General features: G+C 45.2%; 16 protein-coding genes. 10 read left to right on the top strand and 6 right to left on the bottom strand.

What is annotated here, in order from left to right:
* Positions 1–97 precede the first annotated feature (97 nt).
* Positions 98–3,256, top strand: a complete 3,159-nt coding sequence (locus tag HJG39_RS11650; protein WP_268409375.1) for a PAS domain-containing protein — start codon at positions 98–100, stop codon at positions 3,254–3,256.
* A 66-nt stretch (positions 3,257–3,322) separates the two neighbouring features.
* A complete protein-coding gene (locus tag HJG39_RS11655) occupies positions 3,323–3,877 on the top strand; it encodes an NUDIX hydrolase (protein WP_268409377.1) in 555 nt (184 codons plus the stop codon).
* A gap of 33 nt (positions 3,878–3,910) precedes the next feature.
* Here HJG39_RS11655 and HJG39_RS11660 read toward each other — a convergent pair whose 3' ends face one another.
* Positions 3,911–5,827 (bottom strand): methyl-accepting chemotaxis protein, encoded by a 1,917-nt coding sequence (locus HJG39_RS11660; protein WP_268409379.1) that lies wholly within the window; start codon positions 5,825–5,827, stop codon positions 3,911–3,913.
* A gap of 363 nt (positions 5,828–6,190) precedes the next feature.
* Here HJG39_RS11660 and HJG39_RS11665 point away from each other — a divergent pair, with 363 nt between their 5' ends.
* The 3 genes from HJG39_RS11665 to HJG39_RS11675 all read left to right on the top strand — a co-directional run bounded on the left by HJG39_RS11665 (position 6,191) and on the right by HJG39_RS11675 (position 9,510).
* Positions 6,191–7,948, top strand: a complete 1,758-nt coding sequence (locus tag HJG39_RS11665) for an acyl-CoA dehydrogenase family protein (protein ID WP_268409381.1) — start codon at positions 6,191–6,193, stop codon at positions 7,946–7,948.
* Positions 7,949–8,259: 311 nt separating this feature from the next.
* The gene (locus tag HJG39_RS11670) at positions 8,260–8,913 is read left to right on the top strand and encodes an OmpW/AlkL family protein (protein ID WP_268409383.1); all 654 of its coding nucleotides are present in this window, start codon (positions 8,260–8,262) and stop codon (positions 8,911–8,913) included.
* A gap of 183 nt (positions 8,914–9,096) precedes the next feature.
* Positions 9,097–9,510: a methyltransferase family protein gene (locus HJG39_RS11675; protein ID WP_268409385.1), complete on the top strand. Its 414-nt coding sequence runs from the start codon at positions 9,097–9,099 to the stop codon at positions 9,508–9,510.
* On the opposite strand, the gene HJG39_RS11680 is transcribed toward HJG39_RS11675, so the two are convergent.
* The 3 genes from HJG39_RS11680 to HJG39_RS11690 form a co-directional block, all read right to left on the bottom strand.
* Positions 9,505–9,756: a DUF1289 domain-containing protein gene (locus HJG39_RS11680; RefSeq protein WP_268409387.1), complete on the bottom strand. Its 252-nt coding sequence runs from the start codon at positions 9,754–9,756 to the stop codon at positions 9,505–9,507. The genes HJG39_RS11675 and HJG39_RS11680 overlap by 6 nt on opposite strands.
* Before the next feature lie 161 nt (positions 9,757–9,917).
* Entirely contained in the window at positions 9,918–11,999 is a 2,082-nt protein-coding gene (locus HJG39_RS11685; RefSeq protein ID WP_268409388.1) for a M13 family metallopeptidase, read from the bottom strand.
* A 330-nt stretch (positions 12,000–12,329) separates the two neighbouring features.
* Positions 12,330–15,521: an alpha-amylase family glycosyl hydrolase gene (locus tag HJG39_RS11690; protein WP_268409390.1), complete on the bottom strand. Its 3,192-nt coding sequence runs from the start codon at positions 15,519–15,521 to the stop codon at positions 12,330–12,332.
* Positions 15,522–16,614: 1,093 nt separating this feature from the next.
* On the opposite strand from HJG39_RS11690, the gene HJG39_RS11695 reads away from it, so the two are divergent.
* The 5 genes from HJG39_RS11695 to HJG39_RS11715 all read left to right on the top strand — a co-directional run bounded on the left by HJG39_RS11695 (position 16,615) and on the right by HJG39_RS11715 (position 20,187).
* The gene (locus HJG39_RS11695; RefSeq protein ID WP_268409392.1) at positions 16,615–17,403 is read left to right on the top strand and encodes an NAD(P)H-dependent oxidoreductase; all 789 of its coding nucleotides are present in this window, start codon (positions 16,615–16,617) and stop codon (positions 17,401–17,403) included.
* A complete protein-coding gene (locus HJG39_RS11700) occupies positions 17,348–18,256 on the top strand; it encodes an NAD(P)-dependent oxidoreductase (RefSeq protein WP_268409394.1) in 909 nt (302 codons plus the stop codon). The genes HJG39_RS11695 and HJG39_RS11700 overlap by 56 nt, the downstream gene beginning before the upstream one ends.
* A gap of 80 nt (positions 18,257–18,336) precedes the next feature.
* Positions 18,337–19,122 carry a class I SAM-dependent methyltransferase gene (locus HJG39_RS11705; RefSeq protein ID WP_268409397.1) on the top strand — a complete coding sequence of 262 codons (786 nt, stop codon included), beginning with the start codon at positions 18,337–18,339 and terminating at the stop codon, positions 19,120–19,122.
* 34 nt (positions 19,123–19,156) lie between these two features.
* Positions 19,157–19,405, top strand: a complete 249-nt coding sequence (locus HJG39_RS11710; protein ID WP_268409399.1) for a hypothetical protein — start codon at positions 19,157–19,159, stop codon at positions 19,403–19,405.
* 410 nt (positions 19,406–19,815) lie between these two features.
* Complete coding sequence (locus HJG39_RS11715) at positions 19,816–20,187, top strand: winged helix-turn-helix transcriptional regulator (protein WP_268409401.1); 372 nt, start codon at positions 19,816–19,818, stop codon at positions 20,185–20,187.
* 32 nt (positions 20,188–20,219) lie between these two features.
* Here HJG39_RS11715 and HJG39_RS11720 read toward each other — a convergent pair whose 3' ends face one another.
* Positions 20,220–20,510: an immunity 53 family protein gene (locus HJG39_RS11720; protein ID WP_268409403.1), complete on the bottom strand. Its 291-nt coding sequence runs from the start codon at positions 20,508–20,510 to the stop codon at positions 20,220–20,222.
* A gap of 10 nt (positions 20,511–20,520) precedes the next feature.
* A partial coding sequence (locus HJG39_RS11725; protein ID WP_326849257.1) for an RHS repeat domain-containing protein occupies positions 20,521–22,383 on the bottom strand: 1,863 nt, incomplete at its 5' end.

Consider the following 22,383-nt stretch of genomic DNA (forward strand, 5'->3'; position numbering starts at 1 on the left):
AGATTTTGTCCTACCTTTTATTGCATAGATAGTTTCTCCGTCAACGCTTTCGATAACTCAAACCTACAACGAGAGGCAAACTCGTGCGAAAAACTGAATGAAACCGATAAAAATTAGAAACATATTACTTATCCCATTTAGCCTACTTATTATTGTTTTTTCAGCACTTGTAGGCTTTCAGTCGTTGTTAAGTAGCCAAAACTACATTAATAATCTTCTAGCTGAGATCATGGTAAATACCTACCAGCTTATTACAGCAGAGATTAGCGACAGATTATCGGTGCATGAGCAACTCAACCAAGCCAATCGTATCTACCTTGAACAAAATGATTACAAAGAGAATTTTGAAGCGTTAAACAACCTTATGTTTAACCAGCTAAAAGCTTTCCGAGATATTGATGCCGTTTATTTCAGCTCTCGGGAGAATTGGTTTTCAGGTTATGCCCGATTCGACGACACTATTGTTCACATGTATGCAAATGAGGACACACAATACAACATTCATTATGAACAGCTTCAAGAGGATCAAAAGACTAGAAAGCTATTACAAATTGCGCCCGACTTCTACGCCACACAAAGTAACTGGTACCAAGAGGCTGCCCCCCAACCAGAACGAGGATGGGGCTCTAGTTTTTCGTACTATGTTTTGCCAACGCTGGCAATGCCTAATAGCGTCAAGATTATTGACGACAACGGTAAAGACGTGGGAGTTGTGGGTAATGACCTATTTCTCGATAAGTTAGGTGACGTATTAAAAAACTTTTTTGAACTCAACAGCGGCAGCGCCTTTATTATTAACGACTCTGGAGACCTTATCGGTAGCTCCAATCATTATCGTCCTTATCACATTATCAATGGCGACATCATTCAGACCAACGTTGAAGATAGTCAAGACAGGCTTATTCAAACAGGCATGGAAGTCTACAACTCTCTCCCCAGAGAAGAACAACGCTCACCGCAACTCCGTCCAGTAACGATTGATGATCAATCGTACCAATTAGGCATCTTCCAATTTACCCACGGCGATAGCATTAGCTGGACCCTCTTTATTTATTTGGCTGAACAAGGCATTTTGGAACAAGCCAACCGGAGCTTGTACCAATCTTTAAGCTCTATTCTTGCTGGTATGTTGCTAACCATGTTTATGTCGGCTTTCCTAGCCAATAAAATTGCAGCGCCCATCCATAACTTGAATAAAAAAGTACAAGAATGGAAAAACCACCCTTCCAAATTAGTCGAAGAAGAAAAAATAGAATCAAGAATTGTAGAGGTTGGGCAATTAACTGACTCCGCTTTGCAAATGCATAACAATACCGCACGAGTCATGCAGGAACTTCAGAAAACAATCACCGAAAACCGCCATTTTATTAACGAAATTGAAAAATTAGCAATGGTGGCGGAAAACACCGATGACATGGTGCTCATTTGTAATGCTGAGCAGATGATAGAATGGGCCAATAACAGTTTTCTTAATAACTATTCTTTGGCATTAAGTGATGTCATAGAGTGCTCCGCGCTTGAACTGCTACTCTCACCAAAAGAACGTGAAACAGAAACTCACTCAATCAATGTACAATTGTCTTCCCTCGGGTTCGCCAAGGTACAACATGTCCACTATGACGCTACTGGCTCCCCTCATTGGGTTAAGATCAATATTCGCCAAGTCATGGAAAAAAGTGACACCAAACATTACATATTTATTATGCAGGACATCACTGCACAAAAGTCGTATGAACAAGAATTAACAAAATGGAAAACTGTTTTCTACGCAGCGGATTGGGGCATTGCAATATCAGAAAATGATGACATGTCATTAACGCTCGCCAATCCGACTTTTGCCAAGCTACATGGATATGATCTACAAGTTTCTAACAAGGCCAATATGAGTATGTTTTATCCTGATGAAGCACTTCCACTCATCCGTGATTACATGAATATTGCCAAAGAAACAGGTTCCGTAACCTTTGAAACAGAGCACATTAAGAACAGCGGACAGCGCTTCCCCGTGCTTCAAAATATATCCGCGTTCCATGATCAACAAGGCGAATTAGCCGGTTATATTACTTCCATCCAAGATATTTCTGAGATCAAGTCTTTACAGTATCAACTGGTGCAATCTCAAAAAATGGAAGCCATGGGAACGCTTGCAGGAGGCATGGCGCACGACTTTAATAATATTTTGGCCTCCATTCTCGGAAATGCAGAGTTATGTAATTTATATATTGAAAACATCAGTGACGTATTCAAACATAGCCACCTAGAAACACTTTCTGAGCGACTCGAATCTATCGTAAAATCTTGCAGCAGAGCATCCGACTTAACGAATAAAATTCTGTCCTATAGTCGCATGGATTCACCGGATTTTGCGCCGTTACACCTGAGTGAAATATTGCAAGAATCCATTGCGATGATTCGCCCAATGCTGCCCGCAACAATACATATTGATTTTGAAGATAACGCATATATCGATATCATCGAAGGAAATGAATCCCAGTTACAGCAAGTCTTTATGAACTTGTTGACAAATGCACTTCACGCTATCGAATCAGCCAATCGCAAATCAGGAAATGTTTGCGTACACATGGAAAATCAAGTCGACGATATTGGTGAGGCTTATGTCAAACTCGAATTATCCGACAACGGAAGTGGTATTTCAAAATCCGCTTTGACACATATTTTCGATCCTTTCTTTACGACCAAGGAAAAGGGAAAAGGAACCGGACTCGGGTTATCCGTTGTTAGCGGTATTCTAAGGGGCCATAACGTCAAAATTGATGTAAAAAGTGTCGTTGATCAAGGCACCCAGTTTATTATGCTATTTCCGTTAAATGGCGACCAAGCGCTAATCCCTAGAGAAACCGATGCCAATACCATTCTACCCGATATTCCAAACAACTCTCACCTTGTGATTGTGGATGATGAAAGTCAAATTACAGAAGTTTGGGGAAGGATATTATCGGAAAAAGGCTTTAGAATTACCGCCTTTAATGATGCTAAATCGGCTTTAAGTTTCATTCGTGACCACTATAAAGAAGTTGATCTTGTTATATCTGACTATGATATGGCAGATATGAATGGTGCGGAATTTTGTGGACAACTGCATCGAGAACTTCCAACCTTACCGTTAATTATGCTAACAGGCTATTCTGAGAAAATGGATGATAACTTGGCAAAGGAACTCGGGATCTGTCGCCTGCTTTTAAAGCCAATTTCTCTTGGTGCCTTGTTGAAAGCCATTACCCAAACGTTACGATAAAAACCTCAATTGCAGTTTGCGGTAAATTTCAGTTTAATAGCCTCCCAACGATACCGAAGGTTTTCCATGAAATTAACAAAAGCGCTACTGGCTTTCACCTTATTGCACTACATTACTGCTTGCTCTTATGCACCACCTTCTAGCCCAATGTGTCGCATTGCCAAAGGTCAACAAGAAGCCCCCCCGGCAAACGCTGGCTGTATTGTTCGTGTCAAAAAGCGCATCCTCGCTATTACCCACTTTTATTCAGGAAAATTTGATTTACCCGCTGGCACAAGTGCTGATTCTGATGAATCGGCTCAATGTACGGCACATCGAGAAACATGGGAAGAAACAGGTTTTAACGTTGAAGTGGGAACATTGCTCGGCATAGCCGATAGTGGAATGCACTTTTTTGCATGTGAACTAGATGACGACTTCGACGGACTCATTACCGAATTTCCTGTTCCGGCTTGGTCTGAAACAGAAGTGAATGCCATTCGTTTAATTAACCCTTTCTCAACAACCCCTTCTGAATGGCGCTTTCCAGACCAACTAATAAAAATACGAGATGCATTCAATAAACTCGGGGAAATTCAATCAAAACACGCTAAAACTAAAAAAGCGCACGAATCTTCTTGATTCATGCGCTTACACTGATTCTACGATGAGAAATTACGATGAACGATAAGCCGCAACCAGTTTATCAAGTTGCTCAGAGAGCGCTTGTAGATTAACGCTGGCTTTTGCCACATCGTCAGACGCGCGCAAATTCACTAAGGTATCTTCACGAATTTGCTCTAGGCTAAAACTTATGTCTTTCGCGACCACGGCCTGCTCTTCTGTTGCGGCGGCAACTTGATTATTAATATCTTTCAGATGAACAATACCATCCGCAATATTAACCAAAGCACTTTCTGCTTCAATCACAGCCTCCACCCCTCTTGAAGCATGGGACTTGCTCTCCACCATCAAGCTTACTGCGGTTTGCGTTTCTTTTTGCAACTCTGTAATAGTTGTTTGAATTTCATCTGTCGATTCAGCCGTTCGTTGCGCTAAAGAACGGACTTCATCCGCTACAACAGCAAACCCTCTGCCCATTTCACCAGCCCGAGCCGCCTCAATGGCAGCATTTAATGCTAATAAGTTCGTTTGCTCAGAAACGCCTCGGATAACCTCTAATACCCCGCCAATAGCTTGAGTATGACTGGCTAATTTATTGATAACCGCACCGACGTCATCAACATGATGCGACAACAATTCTATGGATTTTTTCGCTTTTATTGAGACCTCTTTCCCCTGACTTGAAGAAAGCTCCAGTTCATTGGCGGTGTCAGCTGCTTGGGTAGCGTTACCAGCGACTTCATGTACCGTATTCCCCATTTGTGTCACCGCAGTGGCCACTTGCTCGGTATGAGTAGATTGCTGTTGACCGTGATGTAAAAAGTCTTTTGCCGATTGAGCAACTTCACCAGCGTTGTTACGTAATAATTCACTGGTGTTTGAAACACGCTCAACTGTTGCCTGTATCTTGCTAACAAAGGCATTAAAGCCCTCTTGAAGCGCCTGCAATTCTGTGGAGCTTTGGCGCTCCAAACGAACATCTAAGTTTGCTTCTGCTTTTCCTAAATCAGCAAACACTTCTGCAAGATGTGTGATCGGCGCAGTTAAACGTTGGGCCAGCCAAAGTGCAATAACAGTGAACAGACCAGCTAGCACAATGGTCCACAAAATCATGCGTAAACTGTTGGCATTAAGCTCGGCAAAAATTTCACTTGCGGGGACCCTTGCAACGATATACCAATCCGCAGATTCTATATAGCTACTAGCGAGGTACACAGCCTCGCCATCGACTGTGACTTCCTCAAGCGCGAAGGCTTGTCGCCCCAGTAAATGTTGTTGAGTGTCAGCGCCGTATATTTCAGACAAACGCTTTCCAAGCCGTTCTTTATTACGGTGAATTTGTATCTTCCCTGCCGCATCCGTAATAAACACAAATCCGGTATCAGCAATTTTAAAATCGTTCAGCACATCAACCATTTGATCCATGCTACGACCAACACCGGCTAAAACTCGCCCATCCAATTGCTGAAAGTTGATAAATAACTTGGTCACCCCTTTTTCAACATAGAGACTCTTGCTTACCGCATTGCCACTATCCCGAAATGCAAAAAACCAACTATCAAATTTATCATTTTGCAATACCCGTAAAAACCCGTCCTGATTCCAATATTTAGCCGTTTTTCTGTCTGCTATAGAAGAATTCGTTAAACCGTACTGTTTTTGTACATTGATGAGTGTTTTTACTACATCAGCTTCGCCTTCCTTTGGTGCACCATTTTCAATCCAGCGGCTAATCAATGCATTAGAAGAAAGTTGCTCTGTTGCATTTTGTAATACGGAAATTTCTTTATCTACCTGATTACGGATTTGCCAAAGAATATTAGGCAACTCAACCTCAACAAGGCGATTTGAAATCATATTTTTTGAGGAAATCTGACTGATTAAACCAATCATGACACTTGAAAATAAAACACCAATAAGAATAGCAAGCGCTAACTTACGACGGATAGAAAGTAACGACAAATTCATAAATACACCAATCGCGATTAATACTTACCGAGCTGTTCCATGCCTAATAAAGAGGTATTTTTACCTCACTCTTTTGATCCACAGTCATCATTGACAAAAAGTTAAATTCAACGCTACCTGTCTAACCGGTCAACAGTTTAGACACCTCAAATTCAAAATCAATTTATTCATAAAATATTTAACAAAAACAGGTAATTAAAATACCCTGGCGAGATTTATTCTTCCCTTTCAAGGCCATTTTAGGGTTTGTTTTTGTACCCAAGCATTAAAGAAGATTTACGACATTAGAGTGGTACTCTACAAACCGATTAGCTAAACTACATCACTCATCTGACCACTGATATTTTTTATTAGGAGCAACTCATGCCGGATTACCGTGCCCCCACTACCGATCAGCAATTCCTCCTCCACGATTGGTTGGATATTGCCAGTCACTATCAAAGCATCGGTAAAGGTGATTTTGATAAAGAGCTTGTCAATGAAGTATTACAACAAGGCGCCAAGTTTGCAGAGGAAGTCGTCGCCCCATTAAACCGCGAAGGCGATGAAACCGGATGTAAATTAGAAAACGGAAACGTCACCACGCCAAACGGTTTTGCTTCCGCTTACAAAGAATACGTAGAGAATGGCTGGAACTCGATGTTAGGCAACGAAGAGTTTGGTGGTCAAGAATTACCCTACTCAATGGCAGTCCCTTTTCATGAAATGTTAATGTCAGCTAACTTAAGTTGGCGCTTACTAAGCATGTTAACTGAAAGTGCAATTTTAGCGGTCGATAAACATGCGAGCGATGAACTAAAAGCAACCTACTTACCCAACTTAATTAGTGGTGAGTGGACAGGTACAATGTGTTTGACCGAACCTCAAGCTGGCACCGACTTGGCATTACTCAATACCAAAGCAGAACCCGCCGAAGATGGCAGTTATCAGATTTCAGGCAGTAAAATCTTTATCTCAGGTGGCGACCAAGATTGGACCGATAACATTGTTCATCTTGTTTTGGCGCGTTTACCTGATGCACCTCCCGGTGTTAAAGGTATTAGCTTATTTATTGTGCCTAAATTTTTGCCAAATGAAGCTGGCGAATTTAATCAACCTAATACATTAGGTGTTGGCAGCCTCGAGCATAAAATGGGCATTAAAGGCTGCCCAACTTGTGTTATGAACTTTGATTCAGCGAAAGGCTGGTTAGTTGGCGCGCCACATACTGGTCTTGCGTGCATGTTTACGATGATGAACGATGCGCGGTTCCAAGTTGGTTTACAAGGTTTAGGACTTGCGGAAGCCTCGTATCAAGGTGCTGTGACCTATGCAATTGAACGCCTACAATCTCGCGCCCCACAAGGCACTCAACAACCTGATCAAAAAGCCGACTCCATCATTCATCAACCGGATGTGCGCCGTATGCTTTTAACACAAAAAGCATTGGTTGAAGGGTGTCGCGCACTATCATTAGTTTATGCGAAACAAATGGATGTAGAGCGCTTTGGTGACACAGATAGCAAACACCAAGCCAGTGAGATCACCGCCTACCTAACGCCAATTGTAAAAGCGTTCTTCACTGATGTGAGTATGGAGGTTACGAATATTGGTGTGCAAGTGTTTGGTGGTCATGGTTACATTCGAGAATGGGGCATGGAGCAATTAGTACGTGATAGCCGTATCACTCAACTTTACGAAGGGACTAATGGCATCCAAGCGCTCGATCTCATTTCTCGTAAATTAGCCCGTGATGGCGGTAAAAAGCAAGCTGTGACTCATGCGTATTTCCGAGATATGGCACAAGCTATTGAAGATGCAGACAAGAAAACACATGCACTTGCTCTACTCGATGAATGGAATGAAGTTTCTCAAACCCTTATGCAGCAATCACCAGACTTCCTTGCGTCAGGAGCCTATGACTACATGTTATACAGTTCTTACGCACTAATTGGTGTAATTTGGTTGAGTATGGCCGACACCGTAGCACAAAGTGACAACCCCGTATTTAAGTCCAGCAAAGTGAAAACCGCTGACTTTTACATCAAGCGTATTCTTCCAAGAAAAGACTTGCACAAGAGTGCAATTCAATTTGGCAGTGACGATTTACTCGCACCAACAGAAGAAGAATTTACGTTGTAAGAAGCATTCAAAGGCTGCCCTTTTCTTTTGGGCAGCTTCCCTTTCTATTCCCATTCGACTTTTCATGCTTCTGTATTCCGACTAGCTTTATTAGGGCGTGCTGTTTTTAGTTTGCCCGCAACTAAGACCCATTCAACGGCTTGTAGTGTCGGTTTTAATATGACTCCGCCAATAATTTAAACCGTCTAACCAATTGAAATTAAAGAATCTCACTAGCAATGCGTGTGGTTGATTCAGATCAATGTGGGATTTGCTAAAAGTCCGATAATAACCTCCATTGATAAGACGTAGTAAAAACTAGGACACACAACATGGTAATTAAAAAACTTGCATTGGGCTTAGCGGCAGCAGTGGCGACTCTTTCATACACTGCTAACACATATGCTGAAGACGCGGGCGACTGGTTAATTCGAGGCCGTATTGTTAATGTAAGCCCGAATGATGACTCAGGTGAAGTAACTGGTATTGCTGGTTCTGGTGTTGGTGTTGACAGCGATACAACCGTAGAAGTCGATATTAGTTATTTCCTAAATAAAAACTGGGCATTAGAGCTTATCGCAGCCACAACAAAACACGATATTTCTGGTGCAGGTGCCATTGCCTCGCTAGGCAACATCGTTGAAACCAGAGTATTGCCACCAACGTTAAACTTGCAGTATCACAACTATTTAAGTGAAGACACTCGTATGTATTTTGGCGCTGGTGTTAACTACACGGTTTTCTTTGATGAAGAAGGCAAAGGTGCATTCACTGGAGCCGATGTTGATTTAGACAATTCATTTGGTTTATCCACCCAAATTGGTGTGGACTTCAACATCAATAAAGATTGGTTTATTAACTTGGATGCAAAATACATCTTTATGGACACTGAGGCTGAAATCCGCCCGGGTGATGGTTCAGTATTGAAAGTAGATGCTGATATTGACCCTTGGGTCATTGGCGTTGGTATCGGGACTCGCTTCTAAATCCCACTAACAGTTTACCCATCTAGAAAAATCAAAGGCGGCAAATCTATTGCCGCCTTTTTTCGTTCGTCGTATGCTGGTTAATATTTTATATCTCTCATTGTCCTTATGAACTGCTCGAGAACCTCGTTTTTAGAAACCAAAATCCCACCTATTGTGGTTATATTCGTTTTTGCTGGTTTTATGTGGCTTGCAAAACAATCAACGTTACTGGATTTATCCGTTCCTGACGCTTTATTGATATTAAGAAAGCCCACTTTTACCTTATTCAGTATACTCGGAACACTGTTACCCATTTTAGGTGTTATGAGTTTTAAACAGGCCAAAACCACCGTCGATCCCAGAGATCCAAGCAAATCGGAACATTTAGTCATAACCGGCATTTATCGATGGACACGCAATCCTATGTACCTTGGTTTTCTATTCTGGCTAATCGCTTGGGGAATATATTTAAGTGATGGGGCGAGCCTACTTCTGGCGTTTTTGTTCGTGCCGTATATGAATCGATTTCAAATTCACCCGGAGGAACGCATGTTAAAACAATTCTTTGGTCGACAATACGAAGACTATTGCCAACAAGTAAGGCGCTGGTTATAGGTCTAAATCTAACTGACCCGATTCTTGTATATCCTGAGAAGCATGTCGCTTTCTGGCTTCCCTTTCGGCTCGTTTACGTCTTTGCACAGCCGCTTTAATAATTTTACGCTTAACCTCATCTTCAATTACATTCCAGTGCAAACGTTCCTCTCGGCTCCTAAAGCAGCCAATACAATAGCCTTTGGGTCCTGACTGGCAGATCCCAATACACGGGCTAGGTATTTCGAAAAATTCTATTTGCTCCACAAGATATTTAAGACTCGGTTATTAGAAACAATCTACAATTGTTAAAGAATGTCACCTTAACTGCAAGCCTGAGTGCACGATTACCTACAAAAAAGCAGCCATATAAAATGACTGCTTTTGTTTCCATAGATTGCTTTTAGCGAATATTGTTAATATTCAGCTTACCAGATAACAACTCGGTCTTCTGGCGCAACATACATACCATCGCCCTCTTCAACACCGAATGCTTGATAGAAAGCATCAACGTTAACTAAAGGACCCACGACTCGGTACTCAGATGGAGAATGCGGATCACTCAAGATTTGTGAACGTAATCTGTCTTCACGATATTTAGCTCGCCATGCTTGTGCGTGTCCCATGAAGAAACGTTGCTCTCCGGTAAAGCCATCTATAACTGGTGATCCCTTGCCATTTAACGACATTTTATATGCTTTATACGCAATCGTTACCCCGGCTAAATCGCCGATATTTTCACCTTTAGTAAGCTGTCCATTAACATGGAGACCTTCAATTGGCTCGTAAGCATCAAATTGTGCGGCAAGCTTTTCGCCTAACACGTCGAACGCACTACGATCATTCTCGGTCCACCAACTTCTCAAGTTGCCGTCACCATCGTATTTAGAACCTTGATCATCAAAACCGTGACCGATTTCGTGACCAATCACCACACCGATAGCCCCGTAGTTAACGGCATCTTCAGCTTCAAGATTAAAGAATGGCGGCTGTAGAATACCCGCAGGGAATACGATTTCGTTACGTGTTGGGCTGTAGTAAGCATTAATCGTTTGCGGCGTCATACCCCAATCGGTTGGATCAACTTGTTTCCCAATACGCTCAACCCAATACAAATGCTCAAACTTGTCGTGACGCATGTAGTTACCCACTAAGTCATCTGCTTTAATTTTTAGCGATGAATAGTCACGCCATTTGTCTGGATAACCGATTTTTGGAGTGAATTTGCTTAACTTGTCCAGAGCCGCTTTTTTGGTTTCCTCAGACATCCATTCTAAATCTTTGATGCTGTCACCGTAGGCGCTGATGAGGTTGTCTACTAACTCAGACATTTTCGCTTTTGCTTCTGGCGTGAAGTGCTTAGCAACGTATTGTTGACCCAAAACTTCACCAAGTACATTACTGGTTGCGCTAACTGCACGTTTCCAGCGGTCACGATTTTCAGGCACACCATTTAACGTTGTTGCATGGAAAGCAAAATGCAGATCAACAAAGTCTTGGCTTAAACGTGGCGCGTAAGCATCTAACAAGTTATAAGCCATGTAGGCCTTCCATGTTTCGACATCTGCACTACCAAATACTTCAGAGAAGGCTTGGAAATAAGGTAATGCGCGCACAATCATTGCTTCGGTATTTTCTATACCACTGGCTTTTGCGTAAGCATCCCAATCAAAGTCGCCAAGTAGCGTGCGAAGCTCTTCGACCGTATGACGGTTGTAGTTCTTTTCTGCATCGCGACGCTCAACTTTGGTAATATGCTTTTGCGCGATGAGTGTTTCTAACGCCATGATCTTTTCTGCGAATTGCTCAGGGTCTTTGTAGCCTCCCATACGCAATAAATTGCCGATGTATTTCACTAATTCCGCACGGAAATTAACGTATTTTTCGTCTTCTTCTAGATAATAATCACGATCAGGTAAAGATAGGCCGGATTGATACAGCCACATCGCATACTGCTCTGGGTTTTTGGCATCTGCGTAAACATAGAAACCAAATGGGCCACCCACACCGTATTCAAACATCTCGCCTAACTTTGCTGCCACACCGGATTTTGAATCGATTGCTGCAATGGCATCTAAGTTTGGTTTAAGTGGGCTAACACCTAACTTATTAACCAACTCTATGTCCATGAAACTGTTGTACATGTCGCCTAATTTTTGCTCATTGGAGCCCATTTTGGCATCAGATTCGGCTGCATTTTGAATAATGTTCTTAAGACGCTTTTGTGTTCTGTCGTGAACCACATTAAACATCCCAAAGCGGGATTTATCGGCAGGAATTTCTGTTTCACTTAACCAACTACCATTGGCATATCGGAAGAAGTCATCCTGAGCTCGCACATTCTTGTCGATTGCCGATAAGTCAACACCAGAGATCATGGCGGCTTTTGTTTCTACAGCATCAGCCTTCGCTTTTGCAGCATCATTCATGGTCGCAGGATTAGGACCACATGCTGTTAATGTTCCCAACGCCAATGAAATAGCGACGGCAATGGAGATTCTCTTGTTCATTATAGTATCCTTTGCACTACTTATGCTTTTGTTATTGTTTTGTGTTCTGTCGGTTTTAGTGATTCACACAAGCGGAACAGTGTAATCTTTGCAGAGAGAAGACGCAAAAGTGTAAGAAAAGAGAGATTTAGATTAAATGTAATGAAGTATGAATTGAAAAATAAGTCTCTGTTTTAAAAAGTATTAACCCAAATGGTTACTTTTTGTTTCGGAGTGGTAAACCGAACCTCCTTGTCCGATTATTCACTCTATGAAAGTCTTTTTTAACGCATCTGAAACGCCATTCTTATATAGAAAAGTCGCTGTTTGATGAGCAAAAGAGGGGTTTGCCTAACGGAGATAAACACCATCAGAGCCAATTTTTCCCGGTCCATTAAGCACGTAAATTCCCGCGCTGTAGCCTTTAACGTTGAATGATAAACTGCCATTGGTCACAGTAACGCTATTACCCGTTACCACGTCACGATAAGTACCATTTAGAACACCAGAAACCGTAATGCTTTGCGCCCCACCCGATGCTAATCCTACAACGGCATAACTGCCACCAACACTATAATCCCTGACGAAACTCATACCCGCGCCCCACTCATTTACTTTCGACGTCGGCGCTTTTTGTAACGCCGGAATGGCTTTGCGAATTTGATTCAAGCGCTTGATATGTTGATACAGTGGATGCGATTGGGTTGTCGCCAAATCATCTAAATGTGGGCCGAAGTAGGCACGCCCTGTTTGATCAATCGTGTCATTTGCACTGGCAATATCTTGCGGCGCACCGGCTTTGAACATAATTTCTTCGCCATAATACAACGTTGGAATACCACGGTTTGTCCATAGTAAGTTGTACACCATTGCCGCGTTAGCTTCTTCGCCGCCGTAACGATATTTGAAGTCGTTGTCGGGGCCAACATCGTGGTTTTGGAAGAAGGTCACTAATTGCGTTGCATCACCGTAAATCCAATCCCAACCAAGCATGCCTCCAACACCACCGAAAGAACCTCGTGTAACGTTATCTCTGAAAGTAGAGAATACCGAGAAGTCCAATACTGAGAAACCTGAATCACCACCACCGTTGGGATTGCTTGGATCTTGCGTTGTGCGTGTGTACCACCAAGGGCGGATCACCGCAGAAGCATTGTCGTTGGCTAACTCAGAACCTAAACCGGACCCTTTAACCAAGTTTTCACCAAATACGAATAAACCGGGTTTATGTGCCTTCCAGTTATTGACGTATTCAAGTAATTCGTCGCGCTCGATGTGTTTAACGGTATCAACGCGGATCGCATCAACGCCCATGTCGAGGTACTTGCGAATCGCCCCGTTAAGGTAATCTTTTACGTTTTGGCGCTCAGTCGCTAAATCAATGGTATCGCCCGCCAAATGTTTGTTTTGCAGTGGAATAGGATTTTCCCAATCACCGCCCGCCATGAAGCCGTCAAGGTGATACCAATTTGGATCTAACCCTTGTGCATCAATGCCAAAGAAACGATTGGGGTCGAAACCTGCTTTCGGCACGGTTTCACCAGTTTTTGGATCGACTAACGGCACAATGCCTTCTGGATCGGAGTTATGGCGATCTTTAAACCACTGCGGCGCAACACTGTTGTCGTTGTCATCTCGATTAGCAGATAAATAATCACCTAAATTACCAAAGTATGGGTCGTTGGAAATCTCGCCCTGCTCTGCCCCGGCTGGCACGTAATATTTAATCGGCAGATGGTCGATCCATACTTGATCACGAATTCCGTATTGACCAGAGTGATTGATTACCACATCTTGAATGATCTTTAAGCCTTTCGCGTGCGCTGCGTTAATTAAATCTTGATAGCTTGCATCTGGCGACTCTAAACGTGGATCAACTTTGTAAAAATCGTAGGCGTGATAACCGTGATAGTCCAAACCGCTGCGGTTTTCCACTGGCGGTGTAATCCAAATGGCGGTAAAGCCTAAATCTTTAATGTAATCTAGCTTTTCAATGAGCCCCTTGAAATCGCCTCGCCAATGCGGGTCGCCAATTTTAATTCGATCACGGTTGTAATAGTTGTTGTTGCTGTCGCCATCGTAAAAACGCGCAGTTAACAAGAAGTAGATGGTTTCTTCGCGAAAATCGACGCTAGTGGTTTCACCAATGTAATAAACGAAGCTTTGCTCTTGTTGGTTGCCATCAGCGTCAATGGAAAGGGTTTTGATGCTGAGATCTACCCCAGCGCCAACATCCTGTGCAGCAATAGTCTGCCCTGTATATTGGGTGGAAGCTGTTGTCGGAGTTGAGCCATCGGTTGTGAAATATAAAATCGGCGACGCGTCCTGATTATCGCTTACGCTAAGAGTAATGCTTTGACTCGATGCATAATTACCCGCTGCCGGATTAGCGCTCACTGACGGCGCGGTTAAGTCAACACCATCCACAATTGTTACGCTAATGGCTTTGGTAGTTGCGTTGAAGCAAATGTCGTAAGTGGTATTGCTATTCACGCTATAATCCGTACTTGGGTAGCTTTCAGTCCAATCGGCATAGTGATCTATTTTAAAGCGCGGTCCGCCACCTGCGTCCCCCCCTGCAAAAGTTTGTTGGGTGCAGTAATTTAGGTTGTCCGATGTTGTCATTAATGTTGAAGACCAACCGTTTGCCGTACCACGGAAATACCAGCTATCTGCTTGTTGCTGTGCTTCGACGCTTATAGTAACTGATGCGGTATTGGTTGCGCCTTGGTCGTCAGTAACGGTAACACTAACGGTTTGCGAGCCGAGCGTATTGAAGTTGTAACTGGCGCTGCTTTGGCTGCTACCGTTGCTCCAACTGTAACTGGCAATGCTGCCGTCAGGGTCAGATGAGCCACTGGCATCAAATAAAATTTGGGCACCTAAAACAACCGTTTGGCTTCCCGGCGTAATGGCGGCTGATGGAGCAAGGTTACCGAAAACCGGCGTGAGTGAGTAGCTTAGTGTGTCTTCGTTAACCTCGACAACATAATCACCAACAACCGAGGTACGAATGTCATCGCCCGAAAACTCAAGAATGTTGTCAGCATTGTTATCACCATAGTTTTGTGACCAATCACCTAGAATATCAAACTTAAAGCGCTGCTCAGCTTGACCATCGAAGTACACTTGAGTTTGCCATAAACTCGCCGAAACTCGCGTCATGGCAGTATTGCCCCATGCGTTAGCTGTGCCTCTGAAGTTTAGGCTGGGAAAACCACTGACTTCACCACAGCTACTTACCTGCGTGGTTGTTACCGCTTTGGTATCGACATTGAAACTGATGACATAACTTGTATCCGCAGACACCACTACATCAGCGCTAGGATAGCTTTCACTCCAGTCGCCAAAGCGGTCGACTTTAAAGCGCGGCCCCCCGCCATCACCTTGAGCGAAAGACTGACAAGTTTGGAATTGTGTCCCCGAAACGTAATCTAGCTGCACTGCTTGCCAATCACTTGAGGTCCCTCGAAAGAACCATTCAGCGTGAGAAACGCCGCTGAATAGCATAGATACAACAGGTATTAACCAGTTCATTTTCATTTTATTTGCCTGTAATGCATTTTAAATTAACGTTTAGGTAACAAATTTTTTACTTTTTTAGTATTAACGAATTATTTGCACAGTAAACAGGCTGAAATCGTATTCATCTAACACTGCATATTATTCATTTGTAGAAATGTAGATGGACAAATAAGCAACTAAGCGTCCACGGGACAGCCATGCTTCAAATGGATTTTTTGATTATTTTTTGTTCTGGAATTAATGCGAGATTTGAAAATTCAGAAGGAATTTGAAAATGTAGGTAGGAATTTAAGAAATGGCAGGTTAATTTTTAAGCCATTCCCTAAAAACCAACCTTGCGAAATATTACCCGTTATATTGTGGACGTTTGGACGGGGCACCGAAATTGGAGATTTAGCGTTCAACAATGAGACGGCGAGTGCAAAGCTTGCTCAAGGTCTAAATTAGAAAACTTATTCGCAGTTTCCCTAGTTATTATGCCACGATGTTTCGCAAACAGGGCAATCGCTAATAACTGAGACATAAAGACAACAATGGAGTATGTGGGTTGGAAAGGCGTCCAATCTGCAATGCGTTATATTTCAAGCAAAGATCCATTGCTAATCAATTTCAAGCATTAACTGATGACCAAGTATACCTAGGGACAAAGGTAAATAAAGATTATCGAACCCATATTTGCGTAGGTGGTTTTAGTCAAAAAACCATTTAAGTCATATAGTTAGTCATCGTATTTTATATTTTTAAATTCGTCCCCAGCCCCCCGTAAACGCCCAACAGCTCTCTACTTAGTATGTTTTTACGTACTACATCATAAAATTATGAGTACTTGTTAGTTTTCAATGTATACCTTAATGTCTATCAGCAGTGCCAAGTTAGGACATTTGCGGAGCACTCGTTACAAGCAAGTTATATCTGCGCCGCATTTTGACGACAAGGCAAAAGTAGGGTCTTGGTAAAACGTGTGTGAGCCAATCATGGCTTGTACACATCACGCCGACCCAAGATCGCAAAACAAATGTTGCAAAAGCTACCGTTTCGCATTGCTGTTGGAGCATAGAAAATCGAACATCAATCAAGCGGCATACCACTTAACATTTACGGAAACTATCTAGTGAAAAAAAATATTTTAATTGTTTACGCGCACCCTGAACCCACTTCGCTAACACGGCAGTTGGTCGACGTGACCGCTGAGACGTTGTCGGCAGCTGGGCACACCGTAGTCCATTCGGACCTCTACGGCATGAAGTGGAAAGCGGTGTACGATGCCAACGACTTTCCAGTTCGTGACAACCCCGAACGGCTGTCATTTATCATGGAGTCGGGCCATGCTTACACAAGCGGGCATCAGACGCCCGACGTAATCACCGAGCAGCAGAAGCTGCTCGAGGCCGATGCCGTGATTCTGCAATTCCCGCTGTGGTGGTACGGCATGCCTGCGATACTGAAGGGCTGGATAGAGCGGGTCTATGCCTTCGGTTTTGCGTACGGCTATCAAAATGGCTCCAACCAGTTCCGCTTTGGCGAGGGCATACTCAAGGGTAAGCGAGCGCTGGTCAACGTGCAGACAGGCGGTCCAGCGGCCGATTTTGGCCCACGCGGTATCAACGGGCCGATCGACCAACTGCTGTTCCCGCTGACCCATGGCGCGCTGTTCTACCCCGGCATGGACGTGCTTCCAACACATGCGGTATATGGTGCGGCTCACGTTTCCACTGCGGAAGAAGTGGACGCCATCAAGACAGCATGGCGTGAGCGTCTTGCTGGGTTATTCACCGACAAGCCGATTCCCTTCCGTTCGCAAAACGGCGGCGACTTCCCCGATCGCCACACCATGGCTGACCACGTTGCGCCAGGCCAAACTGGCCTCGTCGCGCACGTTGCCGATCTGGTTGGAGCATAAGAAGATGGATGTAGCTTTCATCGGACTCGGGCAAATGGGCTCGGGCATGGCCGACAATCTCGTGGCGACCGGCCACAAAGTAACCGTATGGAACCGGGACTGGACCAAGGCCGAGCCGTTCGCTGAGCGGGGCGCTATAGTCGCCGCCGATCTTGCCGTGGCTGCCCGGACTGGCACCGTTATGACGATGCTCGCCGATGACGCTGCCTTGGAGGCAGTTTCGTTCGGCGACGGAGGGCTGCTTGCGGCAGGTCCCGGCCTGCTCCATGTCTCGTGTAGCACGGTCAGCGTGGATCTCACTGCCAGGCTTGCGGCGGCGCACGCTGCCGCGGGACAGCGATTCGTGTCGGCGCAGGTATTAGGTCGCCCGGACGTCGCAGCCGCCGGCAAGCTGTCGGTCATCGCGGCAGGCGCGGAGGACGATCTGGACATTGTACAGCCCTTGTTCGACTCAATCGGGGCTACGACACATCGTGTCGGCGAACGCCCGATGATGGCCGCGGCGGCAAAGCTCGCCTTTAACGCCGGCATCCCGGCCATCATGCAGATGATGACGGAGCAGTTCCGCATCGTTGCCGCCCACGGCATCGCCGCAGACCAGATGGCGGCGCTGCTGCTCGAGGTGAACTACGGCAACCGCCTGATCGGCAGCTACGGACCGATGATTGCGGAAAAGCGATTCGAGCCCGCTGGATTCCCTATGCGGCTGGGCCGTAAGGATGTGGGCTTGGCGCTCGCGGCGGCAGCCGATGCCGAACTGCCACTGACAGAACTGATCGCAGAACGCATGGACGTGATCATCGCCGCTGGCGGTGTGGAGCGCGATTGGTCTGCGATCGGCCAGTCAAAATAGAAATTGAGGAACCTCACTTAATTCCGAACTGAGACGAAAGCCGCTTTCGTCTTCCAGTCACCATCATTGGAGAAAACCAAATGCGTATTCTTAAAACGCTCAAGCTCTCGCTTATACTCGCCGCGCCATTGCCGATAGCAACAGTCCAAGCGGCTCCCGCCAATGTGCAGGTGGCCGTCGCCGCTTCCGAGAGGCCAGCCGAGGCAGTGGCGCTCGATGAAAGCCGCAAGCCCATTGAAGTGCTGCAGTTTTTAGGGCTTGAACAGGGAGACCGCGCGCTCGACCTGTTCACCGGGACCACCGCCCCGTTCTCGCGCGTCGGCTACTATGCCGAAATCATGGGCCGCGCGGTCGGTTCCAAGGGCGCGGTTGTCGCGTGGGAGCCCGCCAATCTTCTCGACAATGCAGGTAAGAAGAACTTTGCTGGCCTGGCCGCGCGCGTTCCTAATGTCCACCTGATCTCGAGCACCGCCGTCGATCTGACGCTCGACCGGGCGAGTTTCGACTTTGTGCTAATGCACCTCGTCTATCACGATACCTATTGGGAAAACGAAAAGTTCCAGTTCCCGCGGATGGACCCAGACGCGTTCCTCGCGAAAATCTTTGCGGCTACCAAGCCGGGCGGGATTGTCGGCGTTGTCGATCACGTCGCCGTGCCCGGCGGCGACACTCGCGCGGTCGTCAGAAAGCTTCACCGCATTGACCCAGCGAAGATCCGCGCGGATTTCGAGCGCGCGGGGTTTACGCTCGAAGAGGAGTCCGACCTGCTGCGCAACCCGGCCGACGATCATTCGAAGCTGGCGCTCGATCCAGCGATCCGAGGCAGAACTGACCGCATCATTTACCGCTTCCGTAAACCCGGGTGAAGCGCATCGGCCGTCGATCGATGGCCTTATCCCCATGGACGATAACACCGGTATGTCGGAGGCTAATGCGGAAGCCACGGGGTTTAAGCTCGGCGACCATGTCGCGCCGGACCAAAGTCATGATTGGGCTTTCGATTGGACCGATGACCTGTTCTCGACCAGCCACTGGATTGCAGTTGCAATTCGCCTTACTGATAAAGCCCGCCTACTGGTGCTCGATTGCATGGCCGTGACCGAGGTCGGCGAATCATTCGTAGTTTTCGCTTTCTCGCGCCGTTGCTGACGCAGGTAATGCATGTGTCTCTGGTCTCAGCCAGCTTGGCGCTCATGGCATTCAACTCGACCGCGTTCCTCGGCAGCGGCGACTTGAAAACCACTTCGATAAAGTTGGTCGAACTCGAAGTTAGCAAACGTTGTTTGCGAAAGTGGGGCTTAATTGTAAATGGCTTTAATCTTCAGGCCGTGAGGCCGAGCGTATTGAGCATAGGAGCACTGGGATTATTAAATGCTCTGAAGGTGTGTAAGCCAGAATTGTTGTTTGCTCGTGAGGTTAGTCATCGGTTGGATGTTTAGAGCAGAGATTGTTAGGTTAAGAGGCTTCATTATAGGGAGTGGTTTGTGGTGCGCTTACATTCGTTTTAACTTTTACTCATAATTTTATGATATATTCATAAAAAACATACTAAGGAGGAAATGATGGATGCAGGTACAAAAACAAAAATCTATTCTTGTCCTGTCGAGGTGACAATTGGCGTGATTGGCGGGAAATGGAAATCCGTTATTCTTTACCACCTAATAAGTCAACCAGTCATTAGGTTTGGTGAGTTCAAACGTATTCTTCCCGGTGTGACAGTGCAGATGCTTACCAAACAACTTCGGGAATTGGAATCTGATGGGGTTATACACAGGGAGGTATATCAGCAGGTGCCACCGAAGGTGGAATACTCCCTAACTAAGTTTGGAAAAACGCTTGTACCGATTGTTGAATCGATGACGAATTGGGGAATGAATTACGCAAAAAGCTCGGGTAAACGGATAGAGTTGGTTGGCAAAGGCAAAGGTTAGCTTGTTTGGGCTGTTCATTATAAAACCCAAAGTCAACCATTTTCAGCCCAATTTAAAAAGACTTTAATTAATTCTTCCAAATTGGAAGTACCACCTGCTCCTTTGAATACATCATCAGAAACATTGCAATAAATCCAATTAGTCTCACTCCTCTGAATATCAACTTCATCAAAGCATTTTCCCGAGAGTCCTGTCTCAGCAATATCAACTTGAATAGTCCAGCCAGGATTATCCAAAGTATCTATTTTTACTCCGAAGCTATGCTCCCAATCACCATCACAATTAGATGCATACCAGTTCATTATTTTTTCTAATGTATTCATATAATTTTCACTACTTTGGAAGTTCGTCTGGACGAGCTGGCCTTATACCACCTGGAGCAGAACTATCATGAGTATGAGGCGTATCAACCCACCGCTTGGTTTTTTTATTAAATTCAGACTTACCCGAAACATCAGTACGATTACCTTTCATCCATTTGTTTGGGTTTTTAGGGTTTGTATTCGGTTTAAAGGTTTGATGGTTTGTAACCTCACCTTTATTGTTCTTTTTCCAAACCGTATGAGAGCCGTCAGCATCCTCTATTGGTTCCATGAACTTCCTTTGCCCGCCTCCCTTTGTAACAACTCCTTTCGCCTGCCTGACTTTCTTAGCCAAAACATTAGAAGCAACATCAACTACCGTTTCTAAATCTAGAGAATTAGCAGCAAGTGCCTCTACTGTTTGATCACGTACATCAATAGCAACCGAAACAGGGTGATTATCCGCGAATATCGGTAAAAAGTCCCTGATAGCATCGACAATTATCTGATCAAGTTGCTGAACTTGCTCAACAACCCCTACTTTATTCGGCGAGGGAGATTGTGATGTTGATGATGGAGGAGGTGTAGACGAAACTTGCTCCTGCCCCATTACATCAACATTATTCTGGGGCTTGTCCGCCGAAGGCGTCGTCTGACCACTCGACTGTGCACCATTGCTAGTTCCACCAAATGAACCATTAAATTTAATACCACTTGATGTTCCAACCAGAGAGTTCCCACTTGCTTCAACCGCTTGAGGTATTCGAGTGCCTGTTGTCGCAACTTTCGCACACTCCTGCCCTTGCGGACACGATTCATACCCCGTCGGGTCTGTCCCTGACATCGGATTATTCATAATGTAAGAATACGGGTTTACACTTTGAGTGTTTGCCGGACTTTGAATCACTGGGTCCACTGACATAAACCTGCCCACATTGTAGTCGTACACGCGCCCATTCATATGAATGAGTTCGGCTTCGTCTAGGTGCTCGTGGTCGGTAAAGCCGCGGCGGGTGGTCATGCTGGTATCGAGCAGGTTGGTGCCAAGTTGCGCCGCAAGGCTTAGGCTTTCTAGTTGGCTCCAATCACCGTTTCGAGGTTTGCCGAAGGCATCGAAGTGGCGTCTGGCGGTGACGTTGTTTTGTGCATTGGTGAAGGTCGCCGCACTGCCTAAGCGGTCGCGGTGGGTGTAGCTGATGTGCATCCCTTCGCGGTCGCTGTCGGTGATAATGGCAAGGTCGCCTAGGTAGGTTTTGCGCTCACGATTGCCACTTTCGTCGATTTCCACTTCATAATGTTTGCCGATGTAGTGAGTCGTGATAGTTTTTTCTTGACCGTCTTCTTGTACCACTCGGATTTGTTTGTAGCGGGCTAAGTCCGCACCATAGGCCAGCGTGATGTCGCTGCCATTTTTGTGAATCGTCAGCGGCTTATTAAACACATCGTAAGTGAGATTGTAGGCAGCGTTACCCGTACTGCTTGTCACGGTCTGAAGGGTTTGATTGCCTTTGTTGTCGTAACCAAAGCTCACCGTGCCCGCGTCATCTTTTAAGCGGATGCTGCTGATTTTGTTGGTGCCAGTGGTGTAGCTGTAGGCATTGGCACTGTTTTCGGAGTAGTCGGATTTTTTGGTGAGGTTACCCACGGCGTCATAGCCGTAGTCAATGCTCGCCGTTTGCCCGTTAACAGTAATGCCCGATTGGGTTAAGCGGTGCAGCGCATCATAGGTGAAACTGTCTTGGGAATGGGTCACTTCGTTGGATTGCACTTTTAAGTTGCCAAAGCTGTCATAAGCATTGGCAGCGTTGTAGGCCAAATGATGCAGTGGCGATGTCGCACCTATTTGCACTTTGGTCGATAACATTTGCCCAGTCACACCGTGATACAGATATTC

Source organism: Alteromonas sp. a30 (assembly GCF_026788005.1).
Taxonomy (GTDB): Bacteria; Pseudomonadota; Gammaproteobacteria; order Enterobacterales; family Alteromonadaceae; genus Paraneptunicella.

What these genes read in the sequence shown, in the direction of transcription:
- HJG39_RS11650 (WP_268409375.1), top strand. Translation starts at nt 98, where the DNA reads ATGAAACCGATAAAAATTAGAAACATATTACTTATCCCATTTAGCCTA.
- HJG39_RS11655 (WP_268409377.1), top strand. Translation starts at nt 3,323, where the DNA reads ATGAAATTAACAAAAGCGCTACTGGCTTTCACCTTATTGCACTACATT.
- HJG39_RS11660 (WP_268409379.1), bottom strand. Translation starts at nt 5,827, where the DNA reads ATGAATTTGTCGTTACTTTCTATCCGTCGTAAGTTAGCGCTTGCTATT.
- HJG39_RS11665 (WP_268409381.1), top strand. Translation starts at nt 6,191, where the DNA reads ATGCCGGATTACCGTGCCCCCACTACCGATCAGCAATTCCTCCTCCAC.
- HJG39_RS11670 (WP_268409383.1), top strand. Translation starts at nt 8,260, where the DNA reads ATGGTAATTAAAAAACTTGCATTGGGCTTAGCGGCAGCAGTGGCGACT.
- HJG39_RS11675 (WP_268409385.1), top strand. Translation starts at nt 9,097, where the DNA reads ATGTGGCTTGCAAAACAATCAACGTTACTGGATTTATCCGTTCCTGAC.
- HJG39_RS11685 (WP_268409388.1), bottom strand. Translation starts at nt 11,999, where the DNA reads ATGAACAAGAGAATCTCCATTGCCGTCGCTATTTCATTGGCGTTGGGA.
- HJG39_RS11690 (WP_268409390.1), bottom strand. Translation starts at nt 15,521, where the DNA reads ATGAAAATGAACTGGTTAATACCTGTTGTATCTATGCTATTCAGCGGC.
- HJG39_RS11705 (WP_268409397.1), top strand. Translation starts at nt 18,337, where the DNA reads ATGCGTATTCTTAAAACGCTCAAGCTCTCGCTTATACTCGCCGCGCCA.
- HJG39_RS11710 (WP_268409399.1), top strand. Translation starts at nt 19,157, where the DNA reads ATGGACGATAACACCGGTATGTCGGAGGCTAATGCGGAAGCCACGGGG.
- HJG39_RS11715 (WP_268409401.1), top strand. Translation starts at nt 19,816, where the DNA reads ATGATGGATGCAGGTACAAAAACAAAAATCTATTCTTGTCCTGTCGAG.
- HJG39_RS11720 (WP_268409403.1), bottom strand. Translation starts at nt 20,510, where the DNA reads ATGAATACATTAGAAAAAATAATGAACTGGTATGCATCTAATTGTGAT.